The sequence below is a fragment of the Jeotgalibacillus salarius genome (assembly GCF_004405125.1).
GTDB classification, from domain to species: domain Bacteria; phylum Bacillota; class Bacilli; order Bacillales; family Jeotgalibacillaceae; genus Jeotgalibacillus; species Jeotgalibacillus salarius.
Genome location: NZ_SORX01000002.1, coordinates 41,336 through 66,429, shown reverse-complemented (window position 1 = coordinate 66,429; position 25,094 = coordinate 41,336). Strand labels below are relative to the sequence as shown.

Sequence of the window (25,094 nt, the reverse complement as noted above, 5' to 3'; positions counted from 1 at the left end):
ACAGCACGATTTTCACCTGTTAAAGCATTTTTAAAGTGTTTACTTTATACGCCATTCATCAATTATATCCAGTGCACTGACAGTTAATTTTGCTCCCTGATTAATCAGTGAATTCGTCCCTTCACTCAAAATATTGAAGATTGGGCCTGGCACTGCAAAAACATCTCTGCCTTCTTCTAAAGCCCTGTCCACTGTAATCATCGTGCCACTTTTAATAGCTGCCTGAGTAACAAGCAGACCTCTGGATATCCCGGCGATAATTCTGTTTCTCATTGGAAAATGAAATTTTTGAGGTTTGATGTAAGGAGGATATTCTGAAAGAAGAAGTTGTTTTTTAATCATTGCCTCATATAAATCATGGTTACAGCGCGGATACTGATAGTGAAACCCACTCCCGATTATACCGATCGTTTCAGCACCGAGCGCAAGACTGTGTGCAATTCCATCTGCACCTTTAGCCATACCGCTGACGATCCCTACCCCTCTTCTCATAAGTCCAGGTAGAATACATTCAAGCGTCCGTTCAGTATAACTATCAGCATTTCTCGACCCTATTACCGCCAGTTGATTTGTGTTGTTAAGCAGATTAATGTTTCCTCTGCTATACAATATGACTGGAGGATCATAGATTTCCCTTAAGCGTTCAGGGTAAAGTTCATCAAAAATTGTAATAAAGGATGTACGGGATTGGGTCAGGTGTGATTCAATCTCTTTGTACGTGGCAGAAAAAAGACATGAAGAGATTTTTTGAGATTGATGAGGGGTAAGTTTAACACTGACTGGAGGATTGCTTAGCGGCCGCTCTAAGGCCGGGTCTGCCTGTAACCATAGAAGAAGTTGTTTGTTACTTAAAACGTTCATATAATGCAGATATAGCAACTTTTCTTTAAATTGACTATCGGACATATAGTCACTCCTTTTATAAATTAAATTTGTATGAAAAGAGCTGCCTGGGAAACAGACAGCTCTTTTAGTATTAATGAGTTTTACACTTATCAAATAAACCTTTTTCTTTCAATACTTTAATCAGCGTTTCACCCATAACAGATGGAGTTTCTGCTACGGCGATTCCGCATTCATTCATGACACGGATCTTTTCTTCAGCAGTACCTTTACCGCCTGAAATGATCGCGCCAGCGTGACCCATACGTTTCCCAGGAGGTGCAGTTGCACCGCCAATGAATCCTACTACAGGCTTTGTCATGTTCGCTTTAACCCACTCAGCAGCTTCTTCTTCAGCAGTACCGCCGATTTCGCCAATCATGATGACAGCTTCTGTTTCAGGGTCATTGTTGAATGCTTCAAGTGCATCAATGAAGTTTGTTCCGTTGACCGGGTCTCCACCGATACCAACAGCAGTTGATTGTCCAATACCTTCTTCTGAAAGCTGGTGAACAGCTTCATAAGTCAGTGTACCAGAACGTGATACCACACCTACGTGTCCTTTTGTATGAATGTATCCAGGCATAATACCGATTTTACATTCGTCAGGTGTGATCACACCCGGACAGTTAGGACCGACAAGACGTGTCTTTCTGCCTTCCATATAACGCTTAACTTTAACCATATCCACAACCGGGATATGCTCAGTAATACAAATCGCCATATCAAGTTCTGCATCTACACACTCAAGAATTGCATCTGCAGCAAAAGGTGCCGGCACATAAATAACTGACACGTTAGCGCCTGTTGCTTTTACAGCTTCTTCCACTGTGTTGAATACAGGTACACCTTCTACTTCATTTCCACCTTTACCAGGTGTCACGCCTGCTACGATCTGAGTACCGTATTCAAGCATTTGCTTTGTATGGAATAAGGCTGTAGAGCCTGTGATTCCCTGAACTAATACTTTTGTATTCTTATCAATAAAAACACTCATTTATGCTCCCTGCCTTTCTCAGCCTACAAGTTCCACGATCTTTTGTGCGCCGTCAGCCATTGTGCCTGCTGCAACGATATCAAGATCTGACTCATTTAGAATTTTCTTGCCAAGTTCTACATTCGTTCCTTCAAGTCGTACAACAAGCGGTACTTTCAAACCAACCTGTTTAGCAGCTTCTACTACACCTTCAGCAATAATGTCACACTTCATAATTCCACCGAAAATGTTAACGAAAATACCTTTTACATTTTCATCTGAAAGAATGATCTTGAATGCTTCAGTTACTTTCTCAGCTGTAGCACCGCCCCCAACATCAAGGAAGTTGGCCGGGTCTCCGCCGTAGTGCTTGATAATGTCCATTGTAGCCATTGCAAGACCTGCACCGTTAACCATACAGCCGATATTTCCGTCTAAAGAAATATAGCTCAGGTCATATTTAGACGCTTCAATTTCTTTCGCATCTTCTTCATCAAGATCACGGAATTCCATGATGTCTTTTTGACGATAAAGTGCATTTGCATCAAAGTTCAGCTTCGCATCAAGCGCCATTACATTGCCGTCTCCAGTTGTAACAAGCGGATTGATTTCTGCAATTGAACAATCTTTTTCAACAAACATTTTGTAAAGTCCAAGCATAAATCGAACTGCTTTATTAACCATCTCTTTAGGAATGTTGATGTTAAAAGCAATACGGCGTGCCTGGAATGCTGTCAGACCAACAACAGGGTCAATTGATTCACGGAAAATCTTTTCAGGTGTTGCTTCTGCAACTTCCTCAATTTCAGTTCCGCCTTCCTCAGATGCCATCAATGTGATACGTGAAGTCGCACGATCAAGTACAAGACCTACGTAATACTCCTTCTTAATATCACAGCCTTCTTCGATAAGTAAGCGCTTAATTTCCTTACCTTCCGGCCCTGTCTGGTGTGTAACCAGTGTTTTGCCTAATAATTCTTTTGCGTATGTACGGACTTCATCAATACTTTTAGCAATTTTAACTCCGCCCGCATTACCGCGGCCGCCCGCATGGATCTGTGCTTTAACTACTGTAACTGCCGATCCAAGTTCTTTAGCTGCTTCAACAGCTTCTTTCGGCGTGAAAGCTACATAACCCCGGGGCACGGATACTCCATATTTTCTAAGGAGTTCCTTTCCCTGATACTCATGGATATTCATGTTTTATCCTCCTATCAAACTCTTTTGAAAATAGACTGCGCTTTCATTGTATAGAATGAATGATGTGATGTCCACTATTTGAGGCGATATTGTGAAAATTTGATCATTGTCTGAATTATCTTATTTTTTTATCTGATCGATACGGTAAATAAATGCAAACACTTCAGCTACAGCCTGATACAATTCATCCGGTATTGTTTCATTTAATTCCAGCTGACTCAGAAGCTCCACCAGAGATTCATCCTGCTGTATTGGAACATTGTGATCTTTTGCCTTTTCAATAATTGACTCAGCAATTTTTCCTTTTCCTTTAGCTGACACTACAGGTGCCTGTCCGGTTTCAGATTTATAAGTTAAAGCAACAGCCTCAAGTCTTTTATGCTCTTTCATATTTTCAAATCCACCTTGTGATAAGCAGAAGACAGAGCATCCTCTGCCGGATTCATGATTGGAGGGTCAACTTCTCTGGTACTGTGAAATTTTACTGAAGAAAACGAATAGCCCGCTTCCTGAAGAGCAGTTTTCAAAGCAGGTACAAAAGGTTTTGCAAGCTGATTGAGATGCTCGTTTTCATTATAAATATCGAGTGATACGACACTGTTTTGAACATTCATATCAATGATGCTTTCTTTTAATTCTGAAAGCGTAATATAAAACAGCACTCTGACATGCTCTGGATCCAGTGTGCCATCACTTTTCTTCCGGCCATTTAATTTCATCATGACATCAGTATGCTGTGCTCCAAGTTGAATCGGAAATTGCATGATAAGCTGCTGTTGCGGACCATTTTCTGCAGACAGCAGCTGCATGCCGTTTAAGCGGTTCAGTACTTGTTCAGCAGACTCCCTTACCTGCGTGTTTATGCCTTGCATCGACAGTAAAGATACAAGCTGGGCCTTCAGTGTTTGAGTGGCTGTTTCAGGTGAATTTCCGGCATTCAGCAGTCTGGCCTCATAATCCGTGCCCATTCTCTGTATCACTTCCTTCAGCATCATCTGAATAGAAGACGAGCTGTTCTGCTGACCAATCAGGCTTTGCACTTCTGCTGCTGCTGTCCGGACTGATTGATGGGGCTGAGTAAAATCAGCAGAAGGTAATTGCATAGACTGGATGCTGAGAGGCGATTGAGGCTTCACCTGCAGAAGAACCCCCTGCGCCTTTATAACAGCTTCAGCAAGCTGCTGAGCAGCTCCTGACTGCTGATAAACCTTAACTGCCTGCTCCAGCTGATTAATCTGTGCCTGTACGTTCTGGCTTTGAGGCAGTGCGTGAAGCGCTTTTAAGATATTTTCGCTGCCTTTTAACATTTGAACAGGATCAGCTGTGATTGCCCAATTATTTAACGTGGCATTTTGCGGAAGAACCTGCAGTGATTTTAATCCTTCCAGTGCCTGGTTTCTTACAGCAGGTGATCCATCTGACATTTTTTCAAACAGTCGCTGGATCGTATGGTCCTGCAACATTTTTGCGTACGGCTCCTGAACGGACTGCATCACTTGATTTAATGGCGTTTGTCCCTGAGATTGCAACAGATTTTTCATTTGATTTAACAAGCCGGAGATTGGTTCAGAAATTCCGGCGTTCGCAGAGAGCAATGGGCGGAAAATACTTTCTTTTAGAGGAAGATCTTTAGATACCATCCACTTTAAAACTGAAAGTCCCTCTTCTTTATCAGTTATTCCGGACAGTAAAGTTGCAGCTGATGATAATTTTTCCGTGGTCACTGACACCTGTTTTTCGATCATAGAAGAGAGCAATGCTTTTACTTCTTTATTCCCTCCAAGCCCAATTGATTGTAACAGCTGCTGGACATCTGCTTTTCCGGATCCATCTGTTTTTACAGGTTTCAGGACTAGCGGATTTCCTGCGCTTTCCACTTGAAACCATTTCGCTTCCCCTTCTGAAAATGCGCCTGACACAACCGCAGTCAACGTTCGTCCCCCAACTTGAATGTCCATTTGCTGATTGCCCAGACTTTTCAACATTTTCCCATGTACAATTTGTCCGGTTTTGAGCGGCTGTTGCCTATCCTGCTGTTGTGTACTGACAGCAGCTCGCTGCTGTCCAGAAATATATGAAGCCATACCTTCACCTCCTGCTTATTGCTTAACCATTGATTTAACAGGTTCAAAAGATCGTCTGTGTTCACCTGTAGGTCCCAGTCTATTTAGAGCTGCCACATGATCTTTCGTTCCGTAACCTGCATTTCTTTCAAATCCGTAACCCGGATATTTTGCGCCCGCTTCTTTCATCAGCCTGTCTCTTGTTACCTTTGCAATCACTGAAGCAGCTGCAATACTTACACTTTTTGCATCCCCTTTTATAATTGATTCCTGAGGAATTTGTATGTTAAGTGTTACTGCATCCGCCAATATAAATTCAGGCTCCTGTTTTAGCTCACTGATTGCTTTTATCATTGCTTTTTTTGACGCATTTAAAATATTTAACTGATCAATTTCCTTCGCATGAATAATGCCTACACCTACATCAGCAGATCGCATAATATCTGTGTAAAACGACTCTCTCTGCGATTCACTCAGTTTTTTTGAATCATTCAGTCCAGGTAGATAATATTCGTCAGGTAATATAACTGCTGCCGCTACGACTGGACCTGCAAGAGGGCCTCTCCCTGCTTCATCAGTGCCGGCAATCAGTTGATAACCTTTTTTTAAGGCTATTCTTTCATAATGCTGCATGCGCCGATACGACTCTGCCTTTGCTTTATCTTTTTCAATCTTTGTATAATAAGTTTTCAAGAGCTTTTTTACGCCTTTTCGCTCATCTGACTCCAGCGTTTTAATCAGTTCACTTTGAGGAGAGTGAGTAAGCAATTCTTTAATTTCTTTAATTGTCAGCATTATGTCACCTATCTTCTATATCGGTAAAATAGTTAAAAATTAAAGGCTCCCACAAATGCGGAAGCCTGCTGGTTATTCATCGTCTAAATGTTCAAGGTCAAATGTTATTGGGCCAAATTGCACATTTCTGACATCTCTCACGATAATATCAGCAGTTTTATCGTAATCGATTTCTCCACCAGTCATCAGGCATCCGCGCTTTTTTCCAACATGATTAAACAGCGCTACCGGATCCTGTGGAATTTCATCCATTCCGTATCTTTCTTTCAGACGGTCCGGATAATAGGTTTCAAGAAAACGCAGTGCGTAAATCGCAATATCCTGCAGATTGAGGAGATTATCTTTTATCGCACCAGTGAGAGCAAGCCTGTACCCTACCTCTGGATCTTCGAATTTGGGCCACAAAATACCTGGTGTATCGAGCAATTCCATTTCTTTTCCGGCTTTAATCCACTGCTGTGCTTTGGTCACACCGGGACGATTGCCAGTCTGTGCAATATTTTTCTTTGCAAGCCGGTTTATGAGAGTGGATTTCCCCACGTTTGGAATACCGACAATCATTGCTCTTACTGCGCGTGGTCTGATTCCTCTTGACCTCATCCGGTCCCACTTTTCACTTAAAATATTCATCGTTTCTTTTTGTATCTGCTGTAAGCCTGAACCCTTTTCAGAGTTGATTGCTACAGCACGTACACCCTTTTTCTCAAAATAGGAAATCCATTCTTTCGTCTTATTAGGGTCTGCCATATCTGCTTTATTAATTAATATCAGTCTGGGCTTTTGTCCGATAATTTCTTCAATCATTGGATTTCTGGATGAAAGGGGGATCCTTGCATCTACCAGTTCAAATACGATATCAACGAGCTTCAGTTTTTCTGTTACCTGCCTTCGTGCTTTGGCCATATGACCTGGAAACCATTGGATACTCATCACAGCATCACTCCTTATGAAACAATTTTATATCTTTAAATGGCCAATAAATCAGCGGTGTTTCTCCTACTACTTCATCAATCGGGATCGGACCTATATGACGGCTGTCTTTACTGTATTGTCTATTGTCACCCATCACAAACAGATGATTTTCTGGAACTTCATCAAAGCCTGTCAATTCGAATAGAGTAAAATTCTCTGTAAATGCCTCTGTTCCCCGAAATGATTCTTCAACCGGCTCTCCGTTTATGTATAATTGATCATCTTTAAATGCGACAGTTTCGCCCGGCAGACCAATAACTCTTTTTATATAATCTTCTTTTTCTGACACATGAAAAACGACAATATCGAAGCGTTCAGGCATTGTGTATGTGTATTGAAATTTATTTACAATCATCCTGTCTCCATCCTGCAGTGTCGGGACCATCGAGCTTCCGTCTACCAAAACCGGAGAAAAGAGAAATAAGCGAATAACAGCTGCAATGAGAACAGCTGCAAGTAAAGTTTTTGACCATTCCCACCACTCGTTCCTGATCTCCACATTACTTCCCCCATCTACCTCAGATGAACATATTGTATCATAGAAACTCCGTATCTATTCAGTATTGGAGACATAAAAAAAGAGCCCGCAGGCTCTTTTTTTACAATTAGCGAATTTCTTTAATTCTAGCCGCTTTACCGCGTAGGTTACGCAGGTAGTAAAGTTTCGCACGACGAACTTTACCGCGACGCACAACATCAAGTTTCGCAATTTTAGGTGTATGCACAGGGAATGTACGCTCAACTCCAACGCCGTAAGAAATCTTACGGACTGTGAAAGTTTCACTAACACCACCACCGCGGCGTTTAATTACAACACCTTCAAACACCTGAATACGTTCGCGAGTTCCCTCAACAACCTTAACGTGTACCTTAACAGTATCACCAGGCTTGAATGTAGGCAGATCAGAACGAAGCTGTTCATTAGAAATTTCCTGAATTAGGTTATGCATCATTTTCAACTCCTTCCAACAAATGCTCTTGCTTTTTTGCAGCGGAACATTGTGTTCAAGGCTTATCCACTAACGTGAACTAAGCACAAAATCTATAATACCACATAAAAACACTCTATTCAATGGTATTTTTAAATTCGTCAATCCATCTTTTTTGCTCATCTGTTAAATTAATTTCTTTGAGCAGATCAGGACGTCTTGTATACGTTCTTCTAAGCGATTCCTTCATGCGCCATTCATCAATTTTGGCATGGTTGCCTGACAACAGGATATCCGGTACTGTCATTCCTTCATAATTAGCAGGGCGCGTATAATGAGGATGCTCCAGCAATCCGCTTGAATAAGAATCCTTTACAGCAGACTGATCATTTCCAAGAACTTCTGGAAGCAGCCTGACTACGCTGTCAGTCACGACCATTGCACCGAGTTCCCCGCCCGTCAAAACAAAGTCTCCTATTGAGATTTCGTCTGTGATAAGGTGGTCTCTGATCCTTTCGTCATAGCCTTCATAATGACCGCAAATAAAGATGAGGTGTTCTTCCTTCGAAAGCTCTTCAGCTTTTTTCTGATTGAACCTTTCTCCCTGCGGACACATCAGAATCACACGCGGAGCAGATTCAGCCTCTTTCTTTAAATGATTTACCGCATTAAAAATGGGTTCAGGCTTCAATACCATACCTGCTCCGCCACCATATGGATAATCATCAACTGAATTGTGCCTGTTGTTAGCAAATTGACGAAAATCAGTAACTGCGTATTCTACCGCACCTTTTTCTGCTGCTTTTTTTAAGATCGATTCTCCAAAAACCCCTTCAAACATCGCAGGGAATAATGACAGAATATCTATCTTCATTCCAGCAGCCCTTCAATCACATGAATGATTACTTTTTTATCAGCAATATTCACATCTTTTACGACTGAATCAATATAAGGGATCAGCACATCTTTCCCGCTGTCAGGCTTGATGACCCAAACATCATTTGCACCAGGAGAAAGGATTTCGGTAATGTTACCAATACGCTTTCCTTCGTCTGTCAGAACTTCGCAGCCAATGATTTCATGGTAGTAGAACTCGTCCTCTTCCAGCTCATTCATCTGTTCAGCAGTTATTTTCAGCTGCGCTTCTCTAAAAGGCTCGACCAGATTCACATTGTCATATCCTTCAAAAGTCAGCAAGTCAAAATTTTTATGCCTGCGGTAACCGGATACTTTTAGCTGAACCGGGTCTTTTCCTGGCTGAAACAAATAAAGCGTGCTGCCCTTTGCATATCTTTCCTCAGGAAAATCAGTACTCGAGATTACTCTGACTTCACCCTTAATACCATGGGTGTTCACGATTTTCCCCACGTCAAACCATTCCATCTCTACCACCCCTGACGGATTTCTTTAACCATACCGTCTTCAAGAACAATGACAGGTTTTTGGTCAGGGTGCCAGATGCTGCCCTGATCAAGCTCTACCAGCATATCTGTTTCTCTTAATGTATATTCAGTACCCATTGGCATCTCATCAATTGTTTTTTGCTGAGCTTCCGTCTGAGCCATTAATTGTTTTCTTTTATTAATTTCCTGATTAATGCGGTTTGTCACAGCATCTGAAGATTGCTCAAATTGTTTTTCCAGCTTTTTCTGCTGAAAAATGAGTTGTTCAACTTCTTTTTGTGCACGCTCTGATTTTTGTGTAAGAGAATCTTTCAGACGCTTTTTAGAAGAGTTAGTCATAATTTCTTTCACAATTACCTTTTGAGTTACCTGCATGATCGCACCCCTTTTAAAGTTGCTCTGTAAAAGTTGGCTGTTGGTTTCCGCTTCAGGCGGATGCTTTCCGCGGCCGGTAGCAGGTGTCTCCACTTTGCGTTCCAACCACCAGCTGTGAATAAACAACAAATAACTTTAACAAAGCTTTTAATTTTTCATACAGCAAAAGGGAGGACATATGCCTCCCTTTTACTTATCTACTATTTCAATCACGGTCTTTTTCTTCTGCCCGCTTTCGCCTGCAAAAGAAACAGTACGTATAGCTTTCGCAACTCTGCCTTGTTTGCCAATGACTTTACCCATATCGTCCGGATGAACGGAAAGCTTGTAAGCAATCGCTGTGTCAGTCTCCTGCACATCAACACTTACTGCTTCCGGGTGATCAACGAGAGGCTTGACAATCGTTTCGATAAGCTCTTTCACGTCTGTTATTTACCGCTCTTTGAATTATGGAATTTTTCCATAATACCTTCATTTGAAAGAAGGTTACGTACTGTGTCAGAAGGCTTAGCGCCATTTCCCATCCACTTAAGAACTGCTTCTTCATTGATATCTACAACAGCAGGGTTTGCAACCGGGTTGTAAGTTCCTACTGTTTCGATGAAACGTCCATCACGTGGTGAACGAGAATCTGCTACTACAATACGATAGAAAGGAGACTTGTTTGCTCCCATACGCTTTAAACGAATTTTTACTGCCATGTTATTGCACCTCCGAATAGTTTCACACAAGATAGTATATTATCAAGGGTTTCTTCCTTTGTAAAGTCTTTTTTCTTAACACACTAATTTTTTTCTTAAAAAACGCTGTTATTGCATAAATGGAAAGTTCATTCCACCACGTTTTTTGCCTTTGCCTTGTGCATTTGTCATTTGTTTCATCATTTTTTTCATTTCTTCGAACTGCTTTAATAAACGGTTAATTTCCTGGATCGGTCTGCCACTTCCCCGGGCAATTCTCTTTCTTCTGCTGGCGTTAATGATTTCAGGCTGTTCTTTCTCTTTAACCGTCATAGACTGGATAATGGCTTCAACATGGCTGAGCTGTTTGCCATCCATATCAATATTATCCAGACCTTTCATTTTGTTGGCACCAGGAATCATTTTCAGTAATTCATCGAGAGGTCCCATCTGTTTCACCTGACCGAGTTGTTCAAGAAAATCATCCAGGGTGAAAGAAGCTGTACGGAGTTTTTTCTCCATTTCTTTCGCTTTGTCCTCATCCACGTTTGTCTGTGCTTTTTCAATGAGTGAAAGCATGTCACCCATCCCTAAAATCCGGGATGCCATTCTTTCGGGATGAAACGGCTCCAGCGCATCCATTTTTTCACCCATACCGACGAACTTAATCGGTTTACCGGTTACAGAACGGATAGAAAGGGCTGCCCCTCCTCGCGTATCACCGTCAAGTTTGGTTAAGACAACACCTGTTACTCCAAGTGCGTCATCAAAATTCTGAGCGACTGTTACCGCATCCTGACCAGTCATCGAGTCCACAACCAGGAAGATTTCATCAGGTGAAGAAAGTTCCTTGATCTGTTTTAATTCGTCCATCAATTCTTCATCTACATGAAGACGTCCGGCCGTATCAATCAGCACATAATCATGGTGCTCTTCTTTCGCCTTTTCAATCCCGGCTTTTGCAATTTCTACTGGACTTACCTGATCTCCCATCGAAAAAACAGGCAGACTGAGCTGCTTACCAATCGTTTCAAGCTGATTGATTGCAGCAGGACGATAAATATCAGCAGCTACTAGCAGCGGCTTACGATTGTGCTTTTTACGAAGCAATCCCGCAAGTTTTCCTGCTGTAGTCGTTTTACCGGCACCCTGGAGACCAACCATCATAATCACAGTCGGCGGCTTTTTGCCGACGGCGATTTGGCTTTGTTCCCCGCCCATCAGCTCTGTCAACTCTTCTTTAACTACTTTGATGACCTGTTGTCCAGGAGTAAGACTTGTCATTACTTCCTGGCCTACAGCACGTTCACTCACTTGTTTCACAAAGCTTTTTACAACCTTGAAGTTGACATCGGCTTCTAAAAGCGCCAGACGGACCTCACGCATCATCTCTTTAACATCAGCTTCGTTTACTTTGCCTTTTCCGCGGATCTTTTGGATGGAACCCTGCAGACGTTCGGCTAATCCTTCAAATGCCATAAATGCAAAGCCTCCTATTCCAATTCGTCAAGCGATTTAATGATCTCTAGAAGCTCAGGCTGGATTGCAGCAGCTTTCAGCTTTTCAATCACCTGTGTACGCTCCTGGAACTTTTGAAATAACAATAATTTAGACTCATACTCCTCAAGCATCGCTTCAGTTCTTTTAATATTGTCATAAACCGCCTGGCGGCTGACACTATATTCCTCAGCGATTTCACCGAGAGAGTAATCATCAAGAAAATATAGAGACATGTAGCTCCGCTGTTTAGGCGTTAACAACATTTGATAAAAATCATAGAGAAAGTTTACTCTTGTTGTTTTTTCGAGCATCACATATCCCCCTTTGTTAAGTGAAAAGCCTTTACACTGAAATCATACAGATTAAGGGCTTCTATGTCAACCCGGGAGGATTTATTCACGTTCTTCCTCGTCATCTATTAATTCCTCTTTATCAACCAGATCGGAAAATAGTCCGTAGACATACTTTTCTGCATTGAAAGGCTGGAGATCATCCATTTTTTCACCAAGTCCGACAAACTTCACAGGTATACCCAGCTCTTTTTTGATCGCAAGTACAATTCCGCCTTTAGCAGTACCATCAAGCTTCGTCAGCACGATCCCTGTTACATTTGTGGCTTCTTTGAAAATCTTTGCCTGTGTCATGGCATTTTGACCTGTCGTCGCGTCAAGTGCAAGCAGTACCTCATGCGGGGCATCAGGAATTTCTCTTTCAATGACACGCTTCACTTTTTCAAGCTCTTTCATCAGATTCACTTTATTTTGCAGGCGTCCTGCTGTGTCACAAATAAGCACATCCGCTTTTTTTGCTTTGGCAGAATGAACTGCATCGTACATGACAGCGGCAGGATCAGAACCTTCAGAGTGCTTAATGACATCAACACCGACTCGATTTCCCCAGACTTCAAGCTGTTCAATAGCTCCGGCACGGAAAGTATCTCCTGCTGCAAGAACCACTTTTTTACCTTCATTTTTAAACTGGTGTGCAAGTTTCCCTATTGTCGTCGTTTTACCAACGCCGTTAACCCCCACAAACAGAATGACTGTTAAATCATTTTCTTTAAAATTGAGAAGTTCATCAGGCTCTTCTCCGTTGTAATAAATTTCCACTAGTTTTTGGGAAATGACGCTTCGAATTCCTTCAGTATCTTTGATATTCTGGCGTTTAACTTCCATTTTCAATTCTTCCACCAGCGTCATCACTGTATCGAAACCGACATCTGCCTGGATCATAATTTCTTCAAGCTCTTCAAAGAAATCTTCATCTACAGTTCTATAATTGGCCACCAGATCATTCAAACGGGAAGTAAAACTGTTTCTGGTCTTGCTCAGCCCGTCTTTATATTTATCAGTTGCTGTATCCTGGGTGGTAAATTTCTCTTTCAGTTTCTTAAAAAAACTCATGCCATGTCTCCTCTTAACTCAAATTTATTTGTTCTTCAAGTTTAACAGAAACGAGCTTTGAAACGCCCGACTCCTGCATCGTAACACCATATAGAACGTCCGCACCTTCCATCGTTCCTTTACGGTGTGTAATCACAATAAACTGTGAGTGCTCACTGAATTGGTGAAGGTAGTCACTAAACCGCTGGACATTGGCTTCATCGAGTGCAGCTTCCACTTCATCCAGTATGCAAAACGGCACAGGACGAACGTGCAGGATTGAGAACAATAAAGCGATTGCAGTAAGTGCACGCTCTCCTCCTGATAAAAGGCTGAGGTTCTGCAGCTTCTTACCCGGCGGCTGTGCCACAATATCGATTCCGGTAGACAGCATATCATCCGGGTTTGTAAGCTTCAGTTCTGCGTGACCGCCACCGAAGAGTTTTTGAAATACGCTTGTGAAATGATCTTTGACCTGATAGAAAGTTTCGCTGAATCTTCTCGACATTTCAGCATCCATATCCTTAATAACTGCGAGTAAATTTTCCTTCGCTTCATGAAGATCATTCTGTTGATCAAGCAGAAATTCATACCTTTCACTCACTCGATCATATTCTTCGATCGAGCCGATATTGACATGACCAAGCTCTGAAATCGATAATTTGATCAGTTTGACTTTCGATCTTGCTTCATCAGGGTCAATTTCAAGTGGATATTCCTCTTTCGCAGCATTGAATGATAGTTCATACTCCTCCTGCAGCTTATTCAATCTGTAATCTATATCAGATGACAATTTACTTGTCTTTAGCTTCAAATCATTCATCTGTTCCAGGAGCCCCTGATGTATTCTGCTGGATTCCTTGTATGAGGCTGTTAGTTGCTGCAGCACCACCTCAAGCTCTTCACGCTGAAGCTTGATATCCTGCAATTTTCTTGACAGTGACAAGCTTTCTTCCTGCTTTTCTGTTATTTGCCTGTGCAGCTGATCCGATTGACTTTCACCTGATGACATTTCCTCGGTTAACCACTTCAAGTCTTCAAGGGATCTTTCATACTTTTCTTTCGTGTCCGCATTTAATTGAATTAAGTCTTTCAGTTCCCGTTTAACCTGCGAGGCTTTCTCTTCAGCAACAGCACGTTTGGCCTGGAGATTTGACTTAGTCTGAACCATTTCATCTCTGGATGATTGCTGTGTTTCTTTTTGTTCAGTCAGACTCTTGATCCTGGAATCTAATTCAACTAAGTGCTGCTCTTCCTCAGCTGCCTGTCGGGCTAAGTTAGCTGCTTTATCTTCAAAAGAACCTTTAGAGTGTTTAAATTCTGCCATTTCCAGGTCGTAAAGCTTCAATTGCTCATCTGCCTGCTTGATTGCAGTTTCTACTTCACGGAGATCTGCTTTCAGTTCAGATTCTCTTACACGAGACTGCTCTCCTTTTATACGCTGATCGTCCATTTCCTTTTCAAATTCAGCTGCCTGGTTTTTTAACTCCTGAACTTTTTGTTCGAGCTTTACAGCTGTCTCTTCATATGCCGGTATCTGACTAACAAGCTGATCAAGTTCATTTTTTCTTGAAAAAATAGAAGAAGTTTTTTTAGCCTGAGAACCCCCGCTCATAGAACCACCCGGGTTAACTACGTCCCCATCGAGCGTAACAATGCGGTACCTGTATTGAAGAATTTTTGCCAGTTCATTAGCACCTTTTAATGTTTTTACAACGACAACATGCCCTAACAGATTCTCAATGACATGCTGGTATTGGGGATCGAATTCCACAAGAGTTGAGGCCGGGCTGATAAAATCTTCATGCTCACTCGCCCGTGCAATAAGTGAATCGGGCAGTGCTCTTGATTTAATCACAGACATCGGCAGGAATGTAGCGCGTCCTGCGCGGCTTTGTTTCAGAAATTGAATTGCCTGTCTGGCATCAGCTTCACTTTGGGTGACAATACTTTGCATAGATGCTCCGAGTGCAGTTTCCACTGCCGTTTCGTGCTCCTTACTTACATCAATCAGCTCAGCCACGGCACCTTCAATTCCTTTTAAACGTGAGCCTCGATTTTTGAGCACTTCTTTCACACCCTGATAAAATCCGGAAAATTCTTCTTCCATGGACTCAAGCATTGACCTTCTTGACTTTGCTTCACTCACAAATTGATAAGCTTTATATAAATTCTTCTCCAGGTCAGACAATTCATTTCTAACTGCATCTCTTTTTTGAACCGCTGTTTTATAATGCTCAGCTATGATGTTCAGTTCACCGGCAGTCTGCTCTGCTAGAATTGCCAATTCCTGATGTTTTGCGTTCCACTTTTCACGCTCTTCTATATACCTGGCATTTGTGCCAGTCAGCTTTTCAGCTCTTTTATGCTCCTGATCGCGTTGCTGTGTTAAGTAATTCAACTCATTTTGAAAGGCAGTTTTATTATTTAACGCTTCAAAGTAGTCGTTTTTTGTTTTTTCGAGCTGCTGCTCAATCTCATCCACAGAAGTTCCAAGAACATGATCTGTTTCTGCAAGCTGTTGCTTAATGTGGACGATATCCTGTTTATATTCTTCAGCCACATGCTCTTTATGATTGATTTTCTTTTTAATTTCACTCAGCTGTTCATTTAAATCTTTTACTTTCTGTTTTAACTGATCTTCGTTTTGATCGGCATTTTTTTGACGTTCAATCAATACTTGACGACGCCCCTCAAGCTGTTCTGCTTCCTTGGTAACAGTCAAAAGATCAGACTGAAGTTCTTCAATATTCTTTTCACAAAAAGAACGTTCTTTCTGCTTTGCATTTAATGCTTCATCGTCTTCATCAAGTTTTAAGCGAAGTTTTTGTTCATGTGCTTTTACTTTCTGATACTCATCTTCTCTGGATTCCCACTCAGCAGTCATTTCTTCTGCTTCATGCGCAAGGAGACCGGATTCAGTTTTTAGCAGATCTTCTTTATAGGCCAAATATTCTCTCGCCAAAGAAGCCTGCTGTTTCAGCGGCTCCACCTGACTGCTCAGCTCATGAAGAATATCCTGAACGCGATATAGATTGTCCTGTGTTTCATCCAGTCTCAGATCTGCTTTTTTTCTGCGGCTTTTGTATTTCAATACACCTGCCGCTTCTTCTAAAATTACTCTTCTTTCTTCAGGCTTACTGTTCAGAATCTGGTCTACTCTGCCCTGACCGATGATTGAGAATGCCTCTTTACCCAATCCTGAATCAATAAAAAGCTCTGTAATGTCTTTTAATCTGCACGCTGATCCATTCAGAAGATATTCACTGTCTCCGGAGCGAAAAACACGCCTGGTGACACTGACTTCCATAAAGTCCAATGGCAACGTACCATCCGTATTGTCGAGTACGAGTGTGACTTCAGCAAAGTTAAGCTGCTTGCGTGAATCACTGCCGGAAAAGATGACGTCTTCCATTTTTCCACCGCGCAGTGATTTAGCAGATTGTTCACCAAGCACCCACCTGATCGCCTCAGTGATGTTACTCTTTCCGCTCCCGTTAGGTCCTACAACCGCTGTGACACCCGGCACAAAATCAATTTGTACTTTCTCCGCGAACGATTTGAAACCCAGCACTTCAAGTTGCTTCACATACATTATTTATTCTCCCGGCTTCCTGACTTTTTTAAATATTCCAATGCCTGCTGGGCTGCATGTTGCTCTGCCTCTTTCTTGGAACGTCCTGTACCGGTACCCAGGTCTTCATCACCAAGGAGTACCCTTGAGACAAACTCCCGGTTATGTGCCGGTCCTTTTTCTTTCAAAATTTCATAGTGGAGCGTTCCTGAATGGTTACGCTGAATAAATTCCTGAAGCTGACTCTTATAATCCATCACATGCGAAAAAGCACCGGTATCTACTTTAGGAAAAACAACTTTATCAAGGATTTGCTTAACTGGGTCCATTCCCTGATCAAGATATAAAGCACCGATAAATGCTTCAAATACGTCGGCAAGTAATGCTGGACGCAATCTGCCTCCGGTCTGTTCTTCTCCTTTGCCAAGCAGAATTAAATTACCAAAGTCCATTTCGTTCGCAAAAATGACCAATGAAGGTTCGCATACGATGGCTGCCCGCAGTTTTGTCATTTCACCTTCGCTCATTGAAGGGAATTTCTGAAATAAATAATGCGATACTGATAATTCAAGTACAGCATCACCTAAAAACTCCAGCCTTTCATTATCTTCATAAGGCTTTTTACGATGTTCATTCACATATGATGAATGTGTAAATGCAGTCATAATTAACTTTTGATCATTAAAACGAATTTCATGCGTTTGCTGAAACTCTCTAAACTTTTGCTCCATACCTCTTGAATATTGCTCACGTTTATATTTACCCACTCCGTCTTCACCTTGCCATTCATTTTCTTTTTCGGATCTACATTGTTCTGATGTCCTTTTCCGCAGAGGACAACCGGCTTAAAAGAAACATAAGTATACATTAATCATATCAGAAAACACTTATTGGAAGAATACCTCATACATACAAAAGCTTGGCATGAAGGTTCATGCCAAGCATATAGAAAGGTTTGTACCGGCTGATTACATTTTACTTTCTATGTAACTCACCGCGTTTCCAACGGTATCAATCTTTTCTGCATCTTCATCAGAAATTTCCATATCAAATTCATCTTCAAGCTCCATCACTAATTCTACTACATCAAGTGAATCAGCACCAAGGTCTTCCTTGAAAGAAGCTTCAAGCTTAACTTCAGATTCATCTACACCTAAACGGTCAACGATGATTTTTGTTACACGATCTAATACTTCTGCCATGTTCGTTCACCTCCCTTCAAGTATTATAGTGTAAAAACCGGCTGAATAAAACAACCTTTTTACATCACCATTCCACCATCAATATGAATTGTCTGCCCAGTAATATAATCAGCATCCTCTGACGCTAAAAAGACGACTGCTTTGGCGATATCTTCAGGCTTTCCGAAGCGGTCAAGCGGGATCATCTTTTTCATTGATGCCTGCACATCTTCAGCAAGTTCATCCGTCATATCAGTTTCAATAAAGCCTGGTGCTACGGCATTCACATTAATTCCTCTTGCTGCCAGTTCTTTCGCGGATGTTTTAGTCAGACCGATAACGCCCGCTTTAGAGGCAACATAGTTTGCCTGACCGGCATTACCCATTACGCCAACAATGGATGATACATTGATAATTTTCCCTTTACGCTGCTTCATCATTGGGCGTGCCGCCGCTTTAGTTGTTAAAAACACACCTTTTAAATTAATATCCATGACCTGATCCCATTCTTCTTCCTTCATTCTCATTAATAAGTTATCCTTAGTAATCCCTGCGTTATTAACGAGAATATCAATGCTGCCGAACTCTCCAATGGTCTCTTTCAGCATCGCCTGAACATCATCGGCATTTGAAACATCCGCCCTTATAACGAGCGCTCGTACACCAGAAGCTTCTACTTCTTTTGCTGTTTCTTTAGCTTTTTCTTCACTTCCACTGTAGTTCACGACAACATTCGCCCCATTTTTGGCCAGCTCTATTGCAATTGAACGACCGATACCGCGTGATGCACCTGTCACAATCGCTGTTTTTCCTTCGAGTTTCATGGTTATTCTCCTTTCAGCTTTGAAATCACCAGGTCAAGCGTTTCCTGATCATACACAGGATACACGTTGGCTCTGCGATTAATTTTTTTAACAAGACCCGATAATACTTTCCCGGGGCCAACCTCAATAAATGTATCAACACCGATAGAAATCAACTTTTCAATCGTATCTTCCCATAATACTGGTGAATAAAGCTGAGTGACCAGCAGTTTTTCGATTTTATCTGCTCCAAATACCGCATCAGCAGTAACATTTGCAATGACAGGGACAGCGGCATCCGAAATGGTCACTTTTTTTAACTCTGCTTCAAATTTCTCTGCTGCAGGCTTCATTAATGATGAATGAAAAGGTCCGCTTACATTCAGCGGAAGACACCGTTTGGCACCGCGTTCTTTTGCCAGTGCTGAAGCTTCTTCAACACCTCTTGCAGTTCCTGAGATCACTATTTGACCCGGACAGTTCAAGTTAGCCAGTTGCACGGCTTCACCCTTTTGTGACACTTCATCTGTAATCGCTTTTAAATTCTCACGGTCCATGCCAAGTACAGCTGCCATCGTACCTTCACCATTTGGGACTGCTTCTTCCATTAATTCTCCGCGTTTTCTGACAGTACGCAACGCATCTTCAAACGAAATCGATTCTGCCGCAACAAGTGCAGAATACTCTCCCAGACTGTGCCCGGCTGCATAATCTGCATGAATACCTTTTTCTTTCAGAACGCTCAATACTGCAATACTTGCAGTCAATAAAGCAGGTTGTGCATTAGCTGTTTTGGTCAGCTCTTCCTGAGGTCCTTCCTGCATGAGACGAACAAAATCGCTGCCTAAAATATTTTCAGACTGATTAAAAATTTCTTTTGCCGATTCATGACTTTGAGCTATTTCACTGCCCATTCCAACGATCTGGGCACCTTGTCCCGGAAATAAAAATGCAATTTTCGCCATCATTAAAAACCTCTCTTTATCGATTTAGTGATTCTGAAATCTTTCCGCTGACATTGTGTTCAGCCATTATATGCGCTTGTTTGATTGCATTGTAAACTGCATTCGCATTTGAAGATCCGTGTGCTTTGATGACAGGGGCGTTCAGACCAAACAATCCCGCACCGCCGTATTCAGTATAATCGAGCTTGCCTTTCAGTTGTTTCAAATCACTTTTAACAAGCCCTGCCGCGAGTTTGTTTTTAACAGATGAAGTAAAAGTATCTTTCAGCATGCCGAACAATGCCTGAGCAGTTCCCTCAATTGTTTTGAGCACCATGTTACCGGTGAATCCGTCTGTTACTACGACATCACATACGCCATTTAACAGGTCACGCGATTCAACATTCCCAACAAAGTTCAATTGTGACTGCTGAAGCAGACCATACGCCTGCTTCGTCAAATCATTCCCCTTGCCTTCTTCAGTTCCAATATTCAGTAGCCCCACTGTCGGATTTTTTATGCCTCTTACCTGCTCCGCATAGATACTCCCCATTAATGCATACTGCATCAGGTGTTCAGGTTTTGCATCCGCATTTGCACCTAAATCAAGCATGACAAAACCTTTTCCATCAATGGTCGGAAGAGTCGGGGCAAGTGCAGGACGGTCAATACCTTTAATTCTTCCTACAATAAAAAGACCTGCAGCCATTAATGCACCCGTATTGCCGGCTGATACGCAGGCATCTGCCTCTTCTTCTTTAACAGTCTGAGCCATCAGCACCATCGAAGCATTTTTCTTTCTTCTGACCGCTCTGACAGGCTCGTCAGTTGAAAGGATCTTTTCTTCAGTATGTATAACTTTTATATTCTTTTCGTTATTTAAAAATGGCTTTATTTTATTCTCATCACCATAAAGTTTGATGGTTAAGTTTGAATTTTCACCTGCAGCTTTGACTGCACCTTTTACTATCTCATCAGGCGCATGATCTCCACCCATGGCGTCAACAGCAATAATCAAATTAATCTTCCTCCTTTTTAGCGGATGAACGATACATGTCGAATTCACCCTTAAAGACGACTTCTTTTCCTACAGAAGATTTAACTTCCACAATCGTTCTGCGGCCTTCATTTCTGATTGCTTTCGCTTTTGAAATCACACGTTGACCGGAATGAACAGGTTTACAGAATTCAATTGCTGCCTTAGCTGTTAATGCGAGGTCATCATTAATCAGTGCGACTGCCAGTGAATTTGCCTGTGCGAATAAGTGGTGACCTCTTGCAATATGGTTTCTCTGAAAAACGTGTTCATTCTGTACGTCAAATATCGAGATCGCATAATCATCAAGTTCCACATCAATAATTTCCCCGATGACTTCATCAATTGGCAACGACCTTACTTCATCTTCAAAAGTCTGTTCAGCAACGTGCTTAATACGTTCCCTCAGTTCCGGAATAGAAAGCTCCATCCGGTCCAGACGGATTGTCTGCACACTGACTTCAAAGAATTTTGCCAGTTCGTCATCTGTAACAAAAGGGTTTTCCTGAATTCTCGAGGTCAGCTCTGTCTGACGCTCTTTTTTTGTCCGTTTCATTTCTTCACCGTCCGATACTAACACTTGGTACTAATAGTAGTATATAAATAAATAGGCCTTTTTGTAAAGAATATCGAAAGGACAGGGCAAGTGTCCCTCAACTGCGAATGAATGATTCAGCATGGTAATGTCCAAATCAATATTCGCAGAAGTCTCACACCCACCCCGCCCTTTATATGCTTCAAGTTCATTCATCATATTTAATCGAGTTTACCCCCGCTGATAACTCCTTCTGCCTGAAGGTAACTTCTCAGCGGTTCATAATCGCTGCTATGCCAAAAAATCTCACTTTCAATTAACTGATGAGCATCATCCCTTGCAGTTTCAAGCGCTCTGTAATCATGAACCATATCAGCTACTCTGAATTCAGGCATCCCACTTTGTTTTCGGCCAAAGAAGTCACCAGGGCCTCTTAATTCCAGATCTTTTTCACTTAGCACGAATCCGTCATTCGTTTCGGTCATGATTTTCATTCGTTCTTTACCGACTTCATTTTTAGGGTCTGCCATCAAAATACAGTAAGACTGATCGCTCCCACGTCCAACCCTCCCTCTCAGCTGGTGAAGTTGGGATAGTCCGAAGCGTTCAGCGTCATAGATCAGCATAACGGAAGCATTTGGTACGTTTACCCCTACTTCAACAACCGTGGTAGAGATGAGTATATGAGTTTCATTTTCAGCAAACTGCTTCATGATCGCTTCTTTTTCATCTGAATGCAAACGACCGTGCATAAGTCCTGCCTGATACCTTCCAGCATAATATTGACTAAGCTGAGCGTGTACATCAATTGCGTTCTGAACATCCAATTTATCCGACTCTTCAATCAGTGGGCAGATCACGTATGCCTGCCTTCCCTGCTCAAGTTCTTTTTCAATAAAGCTTAATATTCTATTCATCATATTTTCTTTCACCCAGTAGGTTTCAATCGGCTTACGACCTGCCGGCATTTCATCAATAATTGAAACATCCATCTCACCGAAAACTGTGATCGCAAGCGTCCGGGGTATAGGGGTTGCTGTCATAAATAATACGTCAGGACTTTCGCCTTTCTCGCGCAGCACCCTTCTTTGCTGGACCCCAAAACGGTGCTGCTCATCAGTAATAACGAGCCCCAATTTCTTAAAATCGACTTCGTCCTGGATCAGTGCGTGTGTACCAACCAGCAGATCAATTTCACCCTGTTTTAACTGTTCGAGAAGCAGTCTCCGCTTCTTCCCCTTAACAGAGCTTGTCAGTAAAGCGACGGTTACACCAGTTCCGTCAAATAAAGCCGCCAATGATTCAGCATGCTGCTCAGCCAGGATTTCTGTCGGGACCATCAGCGCACCCTGATAGCCTGCAGTGATAACTGCATAAAGGGCAATAGCAGCAACGACAGTTTTACCGGACCCTACATCCCCCTGTAAAAGACGGTTCATTCTAAAAGGTGTAGACAAGTCAGCAAAAATTTCTTTCAGTACTCTTTTCTGGGCGTTTGTTAACGGAAAAGGAAGTTTTTCTGTGAAATCTCTCAGCTTGTCAGCATCATATTGAAAATGCACACCTTTTGATTGTTCACGCTCAACCTTTCTTAAGCCTTGCATTTTCAGTTGAAAGTAAAAGAACTCCTCAAAGACAAACCTTCTTCTTGCCTGTTTCATACTTTCGGGAGACACCGGGAAGTGCATGGCCTCCAGTGCTTCTTTACGGTTTAATAACTTGTATTTCATCATAAGTGTCTGTGGAAGTGTTTCTGCCAGTGAATCACTGTACAGATCCAGCGCCTGTTTAATAAACTTCCTCAACGTTTTATTCGTCACACTGCCTTTAAGCGGATATACAGGTGCAAACAACTCTTCCTGCGAACCTTCTCCAAGCTTATAAGTTTGTGCCGTTATTAATTGCCGCTGCCTGTCCCACTTACCTGTAACAGTAAGTTTATCGTGAAGATTTACTTTCTTTTTTAAATATGGCTGATTAAAAAAAGTAACTTTAACACTGTGTGGACCAGTTAACAATCTGAAAGTAAGCCTGGATTTTTTTCGTCCATAAAATTGAAGGGCAGGTTCACTGTGAACACTGCCTTCAACGGTAACACGCTCTTCATGAGCAGCTTCTGACAGATCTTTCAGTCTGAAATCATCATATCTGTATGGGAGGTAGTTGATCAGGTCAGAAACAGTATAAATTCCCATATCACCCAGTTGAACAGCGGTTTCTTCTCCTACTCCCTGAAGTACAGAAACGGGTTTCAATAGTGGATGATCAGGATTCTTTATTAAGAGAGAATCCAAAGATTTTCGCCTCCAGCTCCCGGCCGGTAGGTGTTGCTGCCAGTCCGCCCTGAGCTGTTTCACGTAAGGCTACCGGCATTGTCTGACCGATTTTATACATTGCATCAATGACTTCATCGCAAGGTATTCTGCTCGTCACACCAGCTAGAGACATATCGGCTGCTACCACGGCATTTGCCGCACCCATAGCATTTCTCTTCACACATGGCACTTCCACCAGACCTGCTACTGGGTCGCAAACGAGTCCAAGCATGTTTTTCAGCGTGATTGCCATTGCTTCAGCACATTGGGAAGGTGTTCCCCCGGCCATCTCTACAATGGCTGCGGCAGCCATTCCTGCTGCAGAGCCTACTTCTGCCTGGCATCCTCCCGCTGCGCCTGAAATCGAAGCATTATTGGCTACTACGAATCCGAATGCGCCTGAAGTAAATAAAAATCTGAGTTTTTCTTCACGCGTCGGGTTTAATTTATTCTGGACTGCAAATAATGTACCGGGCACAACACCTGCTGATCCTGCAGTTGGCGTAGCACAAATCGTTCCCATTGCAGCATTCACTTCGTTCGTGGCGACAGCTTTGCTGACCGCATCCATCAACAGGTCTCCTGATAATGATTTGCCCGTTGCAATATATTTCTGAATAAGTACTGCATCTCCACCGGTTAGTCCTGAATGTGACTTCACACCCTGAAGACCTCTTTCAACTGCTTCTTCCATCACTACAAGATTTCTTTCCATTGTTTCAAGCACTTCTTCACGTGTTTTATTGCGAACTTTCATTTCCTGCTCAATCATAATGTCTGAGATTTTTTTATTATTTGTTTCAGCGAGCTCAACCAGCTCTGCAACATTTCTAAACATTTTAACCCTCCTATGGTGTAAGCGCTATCACTTTTTTAGTCAGTGATCTTGGTGACTTGCGAGACTTCAGGAAGCGCTTTTAATTCACTTAACAGTTCTTCTTCCACGTTCTGATCCACTTCAATCGTCATTAAAGCCATTTTTCCGACATCCCGTCTTGAAACATCCATCTTACCTATGTTCATCCTGTGCTTCGCGAGAACAGTTGAAACTGCAGCTACAGCCCCAAATCTGTCTTCATGAACAACTAGTATCGCGGGGTGATGACCTGTAAGACTCAGCTCAAACCCATTCAGTTCTATAATTTCAATCTTACCTCCTCCGATTGAAATGCCAACAAGCTCCATTTCACCGTCTTTATCACCGAGGTTTATTCTTGCTGTATTTGGGTGTTCAGTCAGCGCTTCTTCTTCACGAATCTTTACACGCATCCCTTTTTCTTTTGCAATTTTCCTTGCTTCGATGATTCGTTCGTCATCTGTTTCAAAGTCCATGATCCCACCGATAATTGCAACGTCTGTCCCATGCCCTTTATAGGTTTTCGCAAATGAGCCATAAAAAAATATATTGGCCCACTCCGGTTCCCTTCCAAAAAGTTCTCTGGCCATCTTGCCTATTCTTGCTGCTCCCGCAGTATGAGAAGATGAAGGTCCGATCATGACAGGACCAATAATATCAAATACACTTTTGTATTTCATTGCTGTTCCCTCT

27 protein-coding genes are annotated in these 25,094 nt (G+C 42.2%); all 27 read right to left on the bottom strand.

The window, feature by feature from the left end; translation table 11 throughout:
• Nucleotides 1–39: 39 nt before the first annotated feature.
• A complete protein-coding gene (dprA, locus tag E2626_RS02785) occupies nucleotides 40–906 on the bottom strand; it encodes a DNA-processing protein DprA (protein WP_134379448.1) in 867 nt (288 codons plus the stop codon).
• Between the two features lie 70 nt (nucleotides 907–976).
• On the bottom strand, nucleotides 977–1,879 hold the full coding sequence (gene sucD, locus E2626_RS02780) for a succinate--CoA ligase subunit alpha (protein ID WP_134379446.1): 903 nt from the start codon (nucleotides 1,877–1,879) through the stop codon (nucleotides 977–979).
• Between the two features lie 18 nt (nucleotides 1,880–1,897).
• A complete protein-coding gene (gene sucC, locus E2626_RS02775) occupies nucleotides 1,898–3,058 on the bottom strand; it encodes an ADP-forming succinate--CoA ligase subunit beta (protein ID WP_134379444.1) in 1,161 nt (386 codons plus the stop codon).
• Between the two features lie 120 nt (nucleotides 3,059–3,178).
• A complete protein-coding gene (locus E2626_RS02770) occupies nucleotides 3,179–3,448 on the bottom strand; it encodes an EscU/YscU/HrcU family type III secretion system export apparatus switch protein (RefSeq protein ID WP_134379442.1) in 270 nt (89 codons plus the stop codon).
• Nucleotides 3,445–5,142: a hypothetical protein gene (locus tag E2626_RS02765; protein WP_134379440.1), complete on the bottom strand. Its 1,698-nt coding sequence runs from the start codon at nucleotides 5,140–5,142 to the stop codon at nucleotides 3,445–3,447. The genes E2626_RS02770 and E2626_RS02765 overlap by 4 nt, the downstream gene beginning before the upstream one ends.
• 15 nt (nucleotides 5,143–5,157) lie before the next feature.
• Nucleotides 5,158–5,916 (bottom strand): ribonuclease HII, encoded by a 759-nt coding sequence (locus E2626_RS02760; protein WP_134379438.1) that lies wholly within the window; start codon nucleotides 5,914–5,916, stop codon nucleotides 5,158–5,160.
• A 72-nt stretch (nucleotides 5,917–5,988) separates the two neighbouring features.
• Nucleotides 5,989–6,846: a ribosome biogenesis GTPase YlqF gene (gene ylqF / locus E2626_RS02755; RefSeq protein WP_134379436.1), complete on the bottom strand. Its 858-nt coding sequence runs from the start codon at nucleotides 6,844–6,846 to the stop codon at nucleotides 5,989–5,991.
• A 7-nt stretch (nucleotides 6,847–6,853) separates the two neighbouring features.
• Nucleotides 6,854–7,387: a signal peptidase I gene (gene lepB, locus E2626_RS02750; protein WP_134379434.1), complete on the bottom strand. Its 534-nt coding sequence runs from the start codon at nucleotides 7,385–7,387 to the stop codon at nucleotides 6,854–6,856.
• Between the two features lie 106 nt (nucleotides 7,388–7,493).
• The gene (gene rplS / locus E2626_RS02745; RefSeq protein WP_134379432.1) at nucleotides 7,494–7,838 is read right to left on the bottom strand and encodes a 50S ribosomal protein L19; all 345 of its coding nucleotides are present in this window, start codon (nucleotides 7,836–7,838) and stop codon (nucleotides 7,494–7,496) included.
• A gap of 115 nt (nucleotides 7,839–7,953) precedes the next feature.
• Nucleotides 7,954–8,691 (bottom strand): tRNA (guanosine(37)-N1)-methyltransferase TrmD, encoded by a 738-nt coding sequence (gene trmD / locus E2626_RS02740; RefSeq protein WP_134379430.1) that lies wholly within the window; start codon nucleotides 8,689–8,691, stop codon nucleotides 7,954–7,956.
• Complete coding sequence (gene rimM, locus E2626_RS02735; protein ID WP_134379428.1) at nucleotides 8,688–9,200, bottom strand: ribosome maturation factor RimM; 513 nt, start codon at nucleotides 9,198–9,200, stop codon at nucleotides 8,688–8,690. The genes trmD and rimM overlap by 4 nt, the downstream gene beginning before the upstream one ends.
• 2 nt (nucleotides 9,201–9,202) lie before the next feature.
• Nucleotides 9,203–9,595, bottom strand: coding sequence for a YlqD family protein (locus E2626_RS02730; RefSeq protein WP_166786715.1), 393 nt, complete (start codon nucleotides 9,593–9,595; stop codon nucleotides 9,203–9,205).
• Between the two features lie 189 nt (nucleotides 9,596–9,784).
• A complete protein-coding gene (locus tag E2626_RS02725; RefSeq protein WP_134379424.1) occupies nucleotides 9,785–10,018 on the bottom strand; it encodes a KH domain-containing protein in 234 nt (77 codons plus the stop codon).
• A gap of 5 nt (nucleotides 10,019–10,023) precedes the next feature.
• Nucleotides 10,024–10,296, bottom strand: a complete 273-nt coding sequence (gene rpsP / locus E2626_RS02720; RefSeq protein ID WP_039808841.1) for a 30S ribosomal protein S16 — start codon at nucleotides 10,294–10,296, stop codon at nucleotides 10,024–10,026.
• Nucleotides 10,297–10,404: 108 nt separating this feature from the next.
• On the bottom strand, nucleotides 10,405–11,754 hold the full coding sequence (gene ffh / locus E2626_RS02715) for a signal recognition particle protein (protein WP_134379422.1): 1,350 nt from the start codon (nucleotides 11,752–11,754) through the stop codon (nucleotides 10,405–10,407).
• 14 nt (nucleotides 11,755–11,768) lie between these two features.
• Nucleotides 11,769–12,086, bottom strand: a complete 318-nt coding sequence (locus tag E2626_RS02710; protein WP_134379420.1) for a putative DNA-binding protein — start codon at nucleotides 12,084–12,086, stop codon at nucleotides 11,769–11,771.
• An 81-nt stretch (nucleotides 12,087–12,167) separates the two neighbouring features.
• Nucleotides 12,168–13,178, bottom strand: coding sequence for a signal recognition particle-docking protein FtsY (gene ftsY / locus E2626_RS02705; protein ID WP_134379418.1), 1,011 nt, complete (start codon nucleotides 13,176–13,178; stop codon nucleotides 12,168–12,170).
• A 13-nt stretch (nucleotides 13,179–13,191) separates the two neighbouring features.
• Nucleotides 13,192–16,752, bottom strand: a complete 3,561-nt coding sequence (smc, locus tag E2626_RS02700) for a chromosome segregation protein SMC (RefSeq protein ID WP_134379416.1) — start codon at nucleotides 16,750–16,752, stop codon at nucleotides 13,192–13,194.
• Nucleotides 16,752–17,462: a ribonuclease III gene (rnc, locus tag E2626_RS02695; RefSeq protein ID WP_134380346.1), complete on the bottom strand. Its 711-nt coding sequence runs from the start codon at nucleotides 17,460–17,462 to the stop codon at nucleotides 16,752–16,754. Before rnc ends, smc begins: the two co-directional genes overlap by 1 nt.
• A 237-nt stretch (nucleotides 17,463–17,699) precedes the next feature.
• Entirely contained in the window at nucleotides 17,700–17,933 is a 234-nt protein-coding gene (acpP, locus tag E2626_RS02690; RefSeq protein ID WP_134379414.1) for an acyl carrier protein, read from the bottom strand.
• 59 nt (nucleotides 17,934–17,992) lie between these two features.
• Nucleotides 17,993–18,736 carry a 3-oxoacyl-[acyl-carrier-protein] reductase gene (fabG, locus tag E2626_RS02685; RefSeq protein WP_134379412.1) on the bottom strand — a complete coding sequence of 248 codons (744 nt, stop codon included), beginning with the start codon at nucleotides 18,734–18,736 and terminating at the stop codon, nucleotides 17,993–17,995.
• 2 nt (nucleotides 18,737–18,738) lie between these two features.
• A complete protein-coding gene (gene fabD, locus E2626_RS02680; RefSeq protein ID WP_134379410.1) occupies nucleotides 18,739–19,680 on the bottom strand; it encodes an ACP S-malonyltransferase in 942 nt (313 codons plus the stop codon).
• Between the two features lie 16 nt (nucleotides 19,681–19,696).
• Nucleotides 19,697–20,677, bottom strand: coding sequence for a phosphate acyltransferase PlsX (plsX, locus tag E2626_RS02675; RefSeq protein ID WP_134379408.1), 981 nt, complete (start codon nucleotides 20,675–20,677; stop codon nucleotides 19,697–19,699).
• A gap of 1 nt (nucleotide 20,678) precedes the next feature.
• A complete protein-coding gene (gene fapR, locus E2626_RS02670) occupies nucleotides 20,679–21,251 on the bottom strand; it encodes a transcription factor FapR (protein ID WP_134379406.1) in 573 nt (190 codons plus the stop codon).
• 200 nt (nucleotides 21,252–21,451) lie between these two features.
• Nucleotides 21,452–23,524 carry an ATP-dependent DNA helicase RecG gene (gene recG, locus E2626_RS02665; protein WP_244094231.1) on the bottom strand — a complete coding sequence of 691 codons (2,073 nt, stop codon included), beginning with the start codon at nucleotides 23,522–23,524 and terminating at the stop codon, nucleotides 21,452–21,454.
• Nucleotides 23,496–24,383 carry an L-serine ammonia-lyase, iron-sulfur-dependent, subunit alpha gene (gene sdaAA, locus E2626_RS02660; RefSeq protein ID WP_134379404.1) on the bottom strand — a complete coding sequence of 296 codons (888 nt, stop codon included), beginning with the start codon at nucleotides 24,381–24,383 and terminating at the stop codon, nucleotides 23,496–23,498. The genes recG and sdaAA overlap by 29 nt, the downstream gene beginning before the upstream one ends.
• 35 nt (nucleotides 24,384–24,418) lie before the next feature.
• Entirely contained in the window at nucleotides 24,419–25,081 is a 663-nt protein-coding gene (gene sdaAB, locus E2626_RS02655) for an L-serine ammonia-lyase, iron-sulfur-dependent subunit beta (RefSeq protein ID WP_134379402.1), read from the bottom strand.
• Nucleotides 25,082–25,094: the final 13 nt, after the last annotated feature.